Source organism: Sphingobacterium sp. UBA7631 (assembly GCF_002483935.1).
Lineage (GTDB): Bacteria > Bacteroidota > Bacteroidia > Sphingobacteriales > Sphingobacteriaceae > Sphingobacterium > Sphingobacterium multivorum.
Map to the genome: position 1 here is coordinate 1,121,416 of NZ_DLIX01000010.1, position 12,197 is coordinate 1,133,612.

Sequence of the window (12,197 nt, forward strand, 5' to 3'; positions counted from 1 at the left end):
AAAACAGTATGTTCATTTCGATCAAACAACGCATTAACCAACGTCACTATAGTCTCTTTATATTTATCTTTTGGGTGCTTGTCCAGCTCGGGAATATAGGGCCAAGTAAGGCAGCACTCCTTCCAGCAAGAGACTCTTTAATGAATTCAGACAGCCTATTTCGAGCGACATCAGTCGAAAAAAATCACTTGTTCCACCGCGAGCAGCCAAAACCATGGAACAATCATCGTATCAATGTAAAACAAACAGACAGTCTATTTGATTACCAAAAAAAGAACTTCTTAAGGGCGGGAATTGAGTGGTTCTCCATCCAGGCTATTCCTGCCTCGGTTAATTACTTCATTCGAAAAGATCCTGTTTCCCATATTTCCTTTAAAAACTTCTTTAGCCATTTAAAACTGTCTGCCTGGACCTGGGACGACAATCTTTTTGCAACGAATCAAATGGCGCACCCTTATCACGGTCAGTTTTATTTCAATTCCTTCCGATCCAACAACTATAGTTTTCTACAATCAACAGCTGCAACCGTAGCTGGTAGCTATATCTGGGAAACTGCAGGTGAAACCGAACCCCCATCCATCAATGATATCATCAACACAAGCTTTGGGGGTACTATTTTAGGTGAAATGACCCATAGACTATCGCATCATATTCTTTCACGCCCAAGCCTAACTAAAGGACAACGTAATAAGAAAGAACTACTGGCCATGCTGATCAATCCGATAAACGGACTCAACCGATTGCTCGACGGGCGCTGGGGAGATAAGGTCAAGGGAGCTGTTATCGACAGTTCTTTAGTGCACACCGAAGTTGAATTGGGGCTAAGACGGTTTGATGCCAAAGAACATGACATCTTAAATAAAGGAAAGAATGACGTATATGCACGTATCAAACTGATTTACACCAACAATGATATAGACAAAAAGAAACCCTTTGATGACTTCTTCCTCAATTTGGAACTCGGATCAGATGATAGTTCCATTGTCAATGCGGTCAATGTCTATGCTTCGCTATATGGAAACCGTATTCTCTCCAATTTAACAGGACGCCACCGTGGTATCGTGTCTGCACATTTTGACTTTCTGCGCAATGAAGCTTTTTATTACGGATCCCAGAGCATCAATTACAATGTCTTTTCAAACTTCAATATTGGTAGCCGTACCAAGCTGACAACCATTCTTGGTGGTGGTCCGGTGGTATTGGCCGCTGTACCCGATCCCTACCTCCATTTTGGTGAAAGCCGCACATACGATTACGGACCCGGAGCTGATGTTAGGGCTTCGGCTACATTGAGCACATTGAACCGCTTTAAATTTGGTGTAGATTATCGTGGTGGATATTTTGTCACAATCAGTGGTAACAAATCCCACCATTTTCTTCATACGGCATCCACGAGTGCTTCAATGCGTATCTGGAAGAACTTTGGCGTCAACCTTTACTCTGGTTACTTTAGATTGGAAGGTCGTTATCAAGACCATAACAACGTAAACAAAGACTATCCTTTTGTCCGGATAGCCCTAGCCTACAACTCTGAATATTAGCTATAAAAAAAAGGCTTAACGCATTTGGTTAAGCCTTTCTCATCAATTTGTCCAATACTTCTTTAACGCTTCCTTTAAACGCGGGTCGTACCCGTATATATCCGGATAAGTAACAATTTTACCTTCGTCATCCAACCAAGTTGTATAATACGTGATATAAACTGGCATCTGCCGTTTTAGTGTTACCCAGCGAGACTTTGAAATGGAATCTGTCGTAATTTCTTTCGCAATTTTTTCGGCCTGTTTTTCATTATTGACAAGATAAGAAGCCAAATCCACAGGTTTTTCTACACGCACACAACCATGGCTGACCGCCCGGTTGCTTTGCCCAAACATTTGTTTTGCCGGCGTATCATGTAGATAAATAGAATAGGGATTCTCAAACAGGAACTTTACATTCCCCAATGAATTATCCGAACCGGGATTCTGTTTGAAACGAAAATTCTCCACAGAATCCGAATTCCAATTGACAGTTGTGGGATCCACTTGTTTACCTTTGTAATAAGCCACCATATTGCGCGACGCCAAATAGTTTGGATTATTCCGAACACTTGCCAATAATTCTTTCTTAACAATACTGCTTGGAATATTCCATACCGGATTAACTTGCATGGCATCCAACATCCCCTGCATCACAGGCGTCTCATGGTTCTCACCTTTCCGCGTATATGCCGGATTGTCTGTTTCACCCACACACACATTCATCAGTTGGCTTGTCTTCCCATCTTCCATGATATGTAAACGCTGTTCAGGTATGTTCACAAATACATATTTCTCCGGAAAAGCATCCCCCATCCAGCGCAATTTTTCCAATACCATTAACACCTGGCTTCGTTGTGCACTGTTTAGATTCCCATTTTCCAACAAATCTTGAAATCTAGTATAATATTGATTTTTAGGCTGTATATCGGCCAAGACGTTTCCGATTTTCACGCTGTCCAACAAGTTGACAACTTTGCCATAGCTCATACGTTTTTGAGGAACGAAATACCTTCCATAAAGGCGTTTGGGATTAACCACACCATATTTGATACTGCTGATATAAGCCACGAGTCCATCAGTGCTCAATAAGTCAAGCTTCGCCAATAAAGGATAAACTTCGGCAACATCTTTGCCCTTCAGTTTTCGAAGCGAAAACAACGTTTCCTTAATCGCAGCCGTATGGAAATAACTGGTCCGAATACCATGCTCTTCGCTTCGCTCGAAGTAAGTAATCATAGTATCGATACTACCATCAAAGAGATGTTCGGCAATTAAAGTCATCCCTTCAGTAGAATCCGATAATTCCTTCATCCAGCTCGGATTAACCAATTGGGATTTTTCCTTAGCATACACGTCACGGAAGACTTTTACGTAAGCAGCTGTGTCAAAATCCTTATAGGACTTATTTTCAAACTCCTTCGCCAGCACATCGCCATAAGTTGGAGGGTTATCTTTACAAGAAAAAAATACTACTGAAATAAATGAAATAAAAACTAAAAATCGTAACATATTACAAATCGTGAAAAAGAAATGGCTTCGCAATAATGAAGCCATTTTCTGGGGACAAAGATAAATAATTCTTATGGTCTAAAGAATCTTACCTGTCATTGAATCACTACAGAATCAATCACTGTATTTTTTCAGAAAATCTTCCAGCAATTCCACCATATCGGTATTGCCCAAAAAAGCTGCTGATCGTTGGTGCAAAGTTTTTGGCTCAATAGCTAGTATACGCTGAGATCCATTCGAAGCTTTACCTCCGGCCTGCTCGATAATAAAAGCGATTGGATTGCACTCATACATCAATCTCAGTTTCCCATTAGGGTGTGCAGAAGTCGTTGGATAAAGAAAGATGCCCCCTTTGAGGAGATTACGGTGAATATCGGCGACCATTGAGCCGATATACCGTGACGCATAGGGGCGTTTCGTTGCACTGTCTTCCATTTGGCAATATTTGATATATTGCTTGACGCCGTTTGGAAATTTGGAATAATTTCCCTCGTTAATTGAATAAATTTGGCCCGAAGCCGGAATTTTCATGTCGGGATGGGATAAACAAAACTCGCCGATCGATGGATCCAATGTGAATCCGTTTACGCCCTTTCCGGTTGTATACACCAACATGGTTGAACTACCATAGACCACATAACCTGCAGCGACCTGTTTCGTTCCATGTTGTAAAATATCATTGCTATTACAAGAAACACCCGTATCAGAAATTCGTCGATAAATGGAAAAAATAGTCCCCACAGATACGTTGACATCAATATTGCTTGAGCCATCCAGGGGGTCAATACACACAATATATTTGGCATTTTTGGAAACCCCTGACTGGATGTAAACTGGATTTTCATGCTCCTCTGAGGCAACTACACAGCATTCGCCCCCACTTTGAAGTGCTTTGATAAACTGTTCATCAGCGTAAACATCCAGTTTCTTTTGTCCCTCGCCCTGCACATTAACCTGTCCTACATCGCCTAAAATATCAACCAATCCCGCTTTATTTACCTCTCTATTTACAATTTTTGCCGCAATTCCAATATCGCGCAAGAGTCTAGAAAGTTCCCCTTTGGCATATGGAAAATCGGCCTGTTTTTCAATGATAAATTGACCTAGTGTAGTTATACCACTCATAATATTGTTTTATTGGATATTTGTTGCACAAAGCTAAAAAAGTTAAACAAACTTTAGCAAACACATGCTGCTCATATTTAGCATTTTAGCAGACCAAATACGCAATCGATTGCGCTAAGTTTTGAAAACTCTTCTTTGCTAAAACGATTATTAGCTATTAAAAAGATAATAAAAGGTGGAAAGCAGTGGATAAATTTCAAAGAGCGACGATTAGAAAAAAAAACAATAAATGCTAAGTATTTGGTAATTTTGGCTAAATATTCTGATACAATGCAACAACTTATACAGCTCATCGAAAAGGAAAAATTGGGAAGCCAATTGGTAAAACAGCACACGTTGATCATAGATGATAAACAGGTCGTTCACGGCGCCCTATTCATGGTCAAAACCACAAAAAAAACATTTAAACTGATGATCCCGGCACCTTTTCACGAAGCATTGCTGAAAGAGCAGGTCAGCATCAATACATTGATCAAACATCCCCAAGTGATGCTATTAGCTTAATCAACGAGATATTCCACCCCCCATAACTACCCCCAAGCAAACAAAACATAGTTCGATTGTGTTTATCATAGCGTGATTTCGATGTTTTTCACATCACATTCCGTCTCCCGAAGACTAAAAAGCTGGCTCGACCTAGAAAATGGGGGCAAATTGAAAGCATATTATCAACGGGAAATTTTACAAAAAAACCCGGTAAAAGTGTAAAAATCACCTCGATATAACTTTTAACTTTAGGCAACAAAGACAACGCTATGCAACACCGCTATACACTTTCAGGAATGTCCTGTGATGGATGTAAAACAACAATCGAACATGCATTGAACGAGTTACCTGGGGTTCATGCCGAGGTGACTTTAAACCCACCAAGCATCACAATAACATCCCAGAAACACATTCCGTTACAGCAATTACAGGAAATAATATCCAAATTGGGGCCATATCAAATCGGCGAAGCACATCAGCATACTTCCGAAGTTCCCTCCGATCAATCCATGGAAGTTCCGCCTATCCATAGCGAACAGCAACACAATCATTCCGCTCAGTCAAATGCGACAATGCATCAGTCACAAACATTAGCTACGCCCGACAAAGTACATCATAGTACGTCTGCAGATAAATACTATTGTCCGATGCTTTGTGAAGGCGATAAGCTTTATGATTCACCAGGAAGCTGCCCCGTATGTGGCATGCATTTGGTAAAACACGATTCAGTCTCGCACAGCGATCAGGAACATCAACATAATCCGCCTATTCAATCAAGTACAGCAGTTCCTACACCCCATAGTCACGTCCACAACGATCATAATACGACACATCAGCCAAAGACAGCATCCCCTGCCGACAAAGCACATGGTAATCCGTCTGCAGATAAATACTATTGCCCAATGCATTGTGAAGGCGACAAGCTTTACGGCGAACCCGGAAACTGCCCCGTATGCGGCATGAACCTGGAAAAAGTCCCCATATTAAAGACAGACCTTCAATATACTTGCCCAATGCATCCTGAGATTGTACAAGACCATCCCGGAAATTGCCCCATATGTGGTATGGACCTTGTGCCTATAGCCAATGGTAATAATGCGGACGACGATCATACCTATCGTAATCTTCGTATGAAATTATGGGTCTCTATCCTATTTACTGTCCCCATATTTATACTTTCCATGGGTGAAATGCTTCCGGGCAACCCGATCGGTAAAATCATTCCGCCGAGCTGGTCGGGATGGATACAACTGGTTTTATCTTTACCGGTTGTTTTTTACACCTGTTGGTCTTTTTTTCAACGTGGCTGGGTATCTTTCAAAACCTGGCGCCTTAATATGTTTAGCCTGATTGCACTTGGTGCTGGAGCTGCGTTTGTCTATAGTTTGGTAGGTCTATTTTTTCCGCAGATCTTTCCTGACGAATTAAAAAATCACCATGGCTACATTGCGCTTTACTTCGAGTCCGTTACCGTCATTCTAACGCTGGTATTGTTAGGCCAGGTGATGGAGGCTAAAGCACATTCCAAAACCAATTCAGCGATCAAAGAACTGATCAAGCTGAGTCCTTCCGAAGCTACGCGCGTGGAAAATGGAATCGATAAAAAAATAGGCATAGATCAAATTCAACTTGGTGATATACTCAAAGTAAAACCCGGTGATAAAATTCCAGTCGACGGACAAATTACGGATGGCAACAGCAGCATCGATGAATCCATGCTGACGGGTGAACCTATTCCAGTAGAAAAGCAGGAAGGCGATCATGTCAGTTCAGGAACCATCAATGGCGACCGCAGTTTCCTCATGAAAGCAGAGCGTATTGGTTCGGACACACTCTTGGCTCAGATTATTCAACTTGTTAATGATGCCAGCAGAAGCAAGGCACCCATTCAACGGTTAACAGATAAAGTATCCGAGGTATTTGTTCCGATTGTCATAATCATTGCAATTTTGACATTTCTTACCTGGTGGCTCTGGGTTCCGTCTGCTTCCTTGGCGTTCGGCTTTGCCAATGCACTTGCCGTATTAATTGTTGCCTGCCCCTGTGCCTTGGGGCTCGCGACACCGATGTCCGTCATGGTTGGTGTCGGAAAAGGGGCCAAACATGGTATCCTGATCAAAGACGCAAGTGCGCTGGAAAAAATGAACCAGGTCGATGTGGTACTAACAGACAAAACCGGTACCATCACCGAAGGAAAACCCACCGTCGATGATATTCAACCAAACTCCTCCAGTAGCAAAGACGAAATATTGTCTTTGGCTGCCGCTTTAAATGCCAATAGCACACATCCTTTAGGTCATGCTATTATTGAAAGAGCAAAAAAAGAAAATAGTAAAACAGAAAGTAAAGTTTCCGATTTCGAAAACGTAGCGGGACAAGGAATCAAAGGAAACATAAACGGAAACAGTATAGCACTTGGCAATCAATTGTTGATGGAGTCTATCGGTATAGCAGTTCCACACGATATGAAGCAGATGGCTGAAACCGCTCAGTTCAATGGAAAAACGGTGTCTTTCCTCGCAAAAGATCAAACCTTATTGGGCTATTTTAGTATTTCAGATCAAATCAAGGCTTCATCGAAGCAGGCAATTCAATACCTCCAAAAACATCAAGTCGATGTAATCATGCTGACTGGAGATAATGTCCATACGGCAAAGGCTGTGGCGGATCAAGTCGGCATCAAGCATTTCAAAGCCAATGCCTTGCCCAAAGATAAGTTGCAAGAGATTCATACATTACAGCAACAAGGCCATGTGGTCGCGATGGCCGGTGATGGTATCAATGATGCCCCTGCCCTTGCTCAAGCCGATATCGGCATTGCCATGGGTACGGGTACCGACGTTGCCATACAAAGTGCTTCTTTGACTTTGTTGAAAGGAGATCTTACTGGAATTGCCAAAGCAAAAGTACTGAGTCATAAATTGCTTCGTAACATTAAGGAAAACCTGGGTTTTGCTTTTGTCTATAATATACTCGGTATTCCATTGGCAGCCGGCCTGCTATATCCATCTTTCGGAATTCTCTTGTCACCCATGATAGCAGCTGCCGCAATGAGTTTTAGTTCCGTTTCGGTTATTTTGAATTCTTTGCGCTTAAATCGTGCAAAGATCGATATCGATTAAAAACAGATATTCCCTATATTCGCTGCTACAATAACGACATATAGCTTACAGTAACATGCGTAATATCTTTTTAATCTTAATTACGGTTATCATCACAGTTGTCTGTGTCAAGAACCCGCAATCGGTGCAGCTCAATTTTATCGGGGAATCGCAAGTGGCACTATGGAAGCTACTATTGGCCTTTTTTATTGCGGGAATTGTATTTGTATCTCTATTGAAAATCGGAAAAAAGAAACAGCGGGCGTATGAAGAGGAAGAAATAGACGAATCGGAAGAAGAAAACGATCACAAAAAACCTCAATTATCGGATGAAGATCGAGAATTCCTCTCCTAAAAGAAAAAATAAACCACTAAAAATGAAGCCCTAAACAGCTGTAGCGCATTTTTATGGCACAAATACTTGCGTGGAATAGGGATTAACCCTATCTTTGCATCACTTCAAACAAGGAACGGTAGTTCAAAAACAAAGAAGTAAGATTCCGTAGCTCAGCTGGTAGAGCAATACACTTTTAATGTATGGGTCCTGGGTTCGAATCCCAGCGGGATCACAAAAGAAAAGCTAATCGCAAGATTAGCTTTTTTTGTTTTAAAGCTATTAGGATCCGAAAAAAAGTTCGGCCGGGTTCGATCCTTTCGGGGCTCAGCAATATTAAAAATCACTATTTCCATTGATTTTTTTACAGAGCTAATTTAATAGCTTTGTTAGGCACATTAAATAGCACAACGGATGAAAAATTTTGTTTTACTTCTTCTAACCTTTTTATGTATTCCTGCTCATGCCCAAGATAAATTAGCCTCAACAGATTTGGCGTATCCTGATTTAATTCCGACACTCATGCAGAACAGCTTATATGGCTACTCTGACAAATCGCTAAACATTAAGATAAAAGCGCTTTTTGAAAAGGCAGAATTATTCGAGGCTGATTACAATTTCCAACTTTTCCATGTGAATAATGCCGAGATCATTAAATATGGAACAGCAGACTATGCCTGGGTTCTATTCAATGGTGAGCGATACCGCATCGATAAAAAGGGTACACGAGTATATAAATACAATCCAACCGATTTTAAAACAGGTGAAACAACCATTTATCTGTACAAAAATTCAACTGTTTATTATAGCGACAACATAGATCAAAACACACTCTTTCAACACATCAGAGACAACCGGAACGGAAAACAACTATTTCCGGACGAGCAATCCATTCAGGAATTTCGAACAAAAAACAAGGAGTTGATTGAAGAAGGTGTTAAATTGGTTTTTCAGCCCAAACGAAAAGAAATACCCTACATAGATTTTACCAGTGAACACACTTTACTGAAGGGAATAAAAAATAGCGAAACCAATCAGATCGTTGTTAAAGCAAAGTATGCGAATATCGAGGAACTTTATAATAATCCACTACGTGAACAGCAGTATCCGCTATTTATTGGCTATCGCGGTGACCTCGATAAGGAAATCTATGTCGGCTTAAATGGAACAGAGTATTACATCAAAGACTAGTGTAAAAATCATTAATTTCCAAGTTACAGTCCGTAAAGACACTATTGCAGCTGTCATTTCACTAACTTTGTTAATAAGACAGACCAGCATGTACAAAAACAATTGCCCCAGATGATAGAAAAACTACTCTTCGAAATGAATACTTATGCTGCGCTCAGTGCAAAAACAACAGACATTTTGAAAACTATCTTTCAGGTGAAGCAGTTCAAAAAAAATGAACATATTCTACGTGCTGGAGAATATGCCAAGTACTATTATTTTATCTGCAAAGGATTATTAGGCTATTATAAATTAGACGCTGATGGTAATACCATCTATAAAATGTTTTTTGAAGAAAATAGCTTTTGTGCTTCCACCGCCGCCATCATCACAGAAACACCGAGCGCGTTCAACATCGTTGCACTCGAAGATGTTGAGTTGATTCAGTATTCTGCCAAGGCTTTCCGTGAGCTTGTCCGGACAAAGCATGATTTAGCACTCTTTCAGATAGCCTACCTGGAAAAGAATTGGGTGGTCAAAAAAGAACCACTTGAAATCGAGCTGAAATGGGAATCTGCGAAGGAACGTTACCTTGAACTTCATCAGAATCAAGTGCTTTTCAAACGCCTCAAACAGCATCATATCGCCTCCTATCTTGGTGTAACTCCCACGCAATTAAGCCGCATCCGTAAGGAATTAAAAGAATAATTCCATCAACATCTGTATACGTTTTTAAAGATTATACTCTTGAATTTTGCCTTATAAAGATAAAATTTTAAGCTATGAAAACAGTATACACCCTCCTATTTTCTGCCCTTAGCCTACCACTGGCGGCACAAAAAGTCGTTAAGACAAAAATCCATAGTGCCAAAATGGACAAAAACATTGAAACCATTATAATTACGCCCGACATGAAAGACGGGATCAATTATAAAACAGTTTATATTCTCCATGGTTATAGCGGCACCCCCACCCGTACAGTGCAAGAAGACATTCCCGACTTAATCCAAAAAGCAAAAACTTTTCAGACTATTTACGTGCTACCAGATGGAAATTTCAATTCTTGGTACGTAGATAGCCCCATCGATCCACATTCACAGTACAGCACCTTTATCGGAAATGAGCTAGTCAATTACATCGATCATCACTACCCGACGCAACAAAACCGAAATGCGCGCGGAATACTGGGCTGGAGCATGGGTGGCTACGGAGCATTGCACATCGGCATAGCCTACCCACAAACATTTTCGATCGTCGGAAGTTCATGCGGCGCACTTGATTTTGACCGCTTCGGACAGGCCTACCAGCAATATCAGGTAGACAAGGTATTGGGCGATTTCAAAAATCTGAACGATGTAGACCGCATCTACAGCAACGAAGATAAAATGAAGCACAATAAACAACGCTATATCCTCGATTGTGGAACTGAAGACCTGCAAATGCTGGAAATGAACCGTACATTCCACAAGCATCTGACCAACAAAAACATCGAGCATCTTTACATCGAATCAAAAGGCGGACACGATACTGCTTATTGGAGCAAATCACTATCACAACAGTTGGCTTTATTTCAAAACTACTTTCAACATGAAGGATTATAGATCGACACTCTATGTTGCTGCAGGCGCTTGCAGCTATGGACTACTCGCAACAATTGTGAAATATGCAAACCACTTAGGGATACACACAAGTCTGTTGACTTTTCTGCAGTTTATGTTTGGTTTTCTCTTTTTGCTGGCCTTTAATCTGTTGTCAAAACGTCACACAAAAGAACATAACATCATCAAATTTTCATCAAAAATTAAACTGATGGTCTGGGGCATTTCCCTTGGTCTAACAACAACACTTTACTATCTCTCCATCCAATATATTCCCGTATCCGTTGGGATTATCCTGCTGATGCAGTCTATTTGGATAAGTTTAGTGGCAGAAGCAGTGCTACTGAAAAAGCTCCCATCAAAAGGTAAACTAGCAGGAGTGATTATTGTTTTGCTCGGCACGACCTTAGCAACCAATTTATTCCAAAACAATAATGCGCTTGATTACAGAGGAATAATACTGGGTTTCGGAGCGGGAATAAGTTATGCGCTGGCAATTTATGCTTCAAGCACAGTGGAGAAAGAGTTACCGAGTTCGGTACGAAGCCAATTCTTGGTTTTAGGCGGACTGCTGCTCATCGTAGCATTTTGGAACATGGATATTATTCGGTATATACAACCTAACGCATTACCCTGGGGATTATTGATTGCCATTTTTGGAACGATTCTTCCACCCTTACTATTTACAAAGGGAATCCCGAAAACTGGAATAGCGATGGGAAATATTATTTCAAGTCTGGAAATCCCCGTTTCAACCTTATCTGCCATGTTGGTTCTGCAGGAAGTTGTTTCAGGGTTCCAATGGTTTGGCATACTCCTGATTTTAATGGCTGTCATCATAATTAATGTTGGTAAGTCGTAATAGCCAGCCAACGACTAAATCTATTATATTGCCATAAGATCAGCCCCCAAACCGGAACTATGGTTGCAGCCATGTGGAGCATTTCAAATATATTGGATGCTCCACCAGTTTGGATCAGAAAGGACGAAAACAATAGGCTAATAGCAGCGGGCAATAAAACAAAGGAAAGTGCCCGTGCAAGCCTACTGCTTCTGAATTGCTTATTTAAATTTAGAAAAATAGATATCGTACCAATCGCAATACAGAGTGCTACGAATGAAAGCAACGATTCTGTAAAAAAGGGCATGTAGCAACGTGCTCTTTTTGCAGCCTCATTATTTGCCTGAAGTATGGCTGTAAGGACAAAGGTCGTCGATACACTAAACCCTATAATTCGCAGAAAAATAAAACTTAGCTTTCTTTTCATCGGCACAATATTTTAAAATAAACAAAACCGCGAATAGGCCTGAACTTCTCGTCCCCTCCTATTTTCCCTTAATAAATTTCGAC

General features: G+C 40.8%; 11 protein-coding genes and 1 tRNA gene. 9 read left to right on the plus strand and 3 right to left on the minus strand.

Annotated elements, in window-relative coordinates; translation table 11 throughout:
* The first annotated feature begins 8 nt into the window (after nt 1-8).
* Nucleotides 9-1,541, plus strand: coding sequence for a DUF3943 domain-containing protein (locus tag B3P16_RS21335; protein ID WP_053003933.1), 1,533 nt, complete (start codon nt 9-11; stop codon nt 1,539-1,541).
* 42 nt (nt 1,542-1,583) lie between these two features.
* Here the strand turns inward: B3P16_RS21335 and B3P16_RS21340 are convergent, their stop codons facing one another.
* Both B3P16_RS21340 and fbp read right to left on the minus strand, forming a co-directional pair.
* A complete protein-coding gene (locus tag B3P16_RS21340; protein WP_083295796.1) occupies nt 1,584-3,032 on the minus strand; it encodes a L,D-transpeptidase family protein in 1,449 nt (482 codons plus the stop codon).
* A 114-nt stretch (nt 3,033-3,146) separates the two neighbouring features.
* Nucleotides 3,147-4,157, minus strand: coding sequence for a class 1 fructose-bisphosphatase (gene fbp, locus B3P16_RS21345; protein ID WP_286844274.1), 1,011 nt, complete (start codon nt 4,155-4,157; stop codon nt 3,147-3,149).
* Between the two features lie 270 nt (nt 4,158-4,427).
* Between fbp and B3P16_RS21350 the strand changes: the two genes are divergently transcribed.
* The 8 genes from B3P16_RS21350 to B3P16_RS21385 all read left to right on the plus strand — a co-directional run bounded on the left by B3P16_RS21350 (nt 4,428) and on the right by B3P16_RS21385 (nt 11,708).
* Complete coding sequence (locus B3P16_RS21350; protein WP_046676375.1) at nt 4,428-4,661, plus strand: hypothetical protein; 234 nt, start codon at nt 4,428-4,430, stop codon at nt 4,659-4,661.
* Between the two features lie 251 nt (nt 4,662-4,912).
* Nucleotides 4,913-7,765, plus strand: coding sequence for a heavy metal translocating P-type ATPase (locus B3P16_RS21355; RefSeq protein WP_286831991.1), 2,853 nt, complete (start codon nt 4,913-4,915; stop codon nt 7,763-7,765).
* A gap of 55 nt (nt 7,766-7,820) precedes the next feature.
* On the plus strand, nt 7,821-8,099 hold the full coding sequence (locus B3P16_RS21360; RefSeq protein WP_070561913.1) for a lipopolysaccharide assembly protein LapA domain-containing protein: 279 nt from the start codon (nt 7,821-7,823) through the stop codon (nt 8,097-8,099).
* Between the two features lie 141 nt (nt 8,100-8,240).
* Nucleotides 8,241-8,313: transfer RNA gene (locus B3P16_RS21365), tRNA-Lys, on the plus strand.
* A 179-nt stretch (nt 8,314-8,492) separates the two neighbouring features.
* Nucleotides 8,493-9,269 carry a hypothetical protein gene (locus B3P16_RS21370; RefSeq protein ID WP_070569787.1) on the plus strand — a complete coding sequence of 259 codons (777 nt, stop codon included), beginning with the start codon at nt 8,493-8,495 and terminating at the stop codon, nt 9,267-9,269.
* A gap of 111 nt (nt 9,270-9,380) precedes the next feature.
* Nucleotides 9,381-9,956 (plus strand): Crp/Fnr family transcriptional regulator, encoded by a 576-nt coding sequence (locus B3P16_RS21375; RefSeq protein ID WP_286844275.1) that lies wholly within the window; start codon nt 9,381-9,383, stop codon nt 9,954-9,956.
* A gap of 74 nt (nt 9,957-10,030) precedes the next feature.
* Complete coding sequence (locus tag B3P16_RS21380; RefSeq protein WP_286831995.1) at nt 10,031-10,849, plus strand: alpha/beta hydrolase; 819 nt, start codon at nt 10,031-10,033, stop codon at nt 10,847-10,849.
* Nucleotides 10,836-11,708: an EamA family transporter gene (locus B3P16_RS21385; RefSeq protein ID WP_070569781.1), complete on the plus strand. Its 873-nt coding sequence runs from the start codon at nt 10,836-10,838 to the stop codon at nt 11,706-11,708. The genes B3P16_RS21380 and B3P16_RS21385 overlap by 14 nt, the downstream gene beginning before the upstream one ends.
* On the opposite strand, the gene B3P16_RS21390 is transcribed toward B3P16_RS21385, so the two are convergent.
* On the minus strand, nt 11,689-12,114 hold the full coding sequence (locus B3P16_RS21390) for a hypothetical protein (RefSeq protein ID WP_070569779.1): 426 nt from the start codon (nt 12,112-12,114) through the stop codon (nt 11,689-11,691). The genes B3P16_RS21385 and B3P16_RS21390 overlap by 20 nt on opposite strands.
* Between the last annotated feature and the right edge of the window lie 83 nt (nt 12,115-12,197).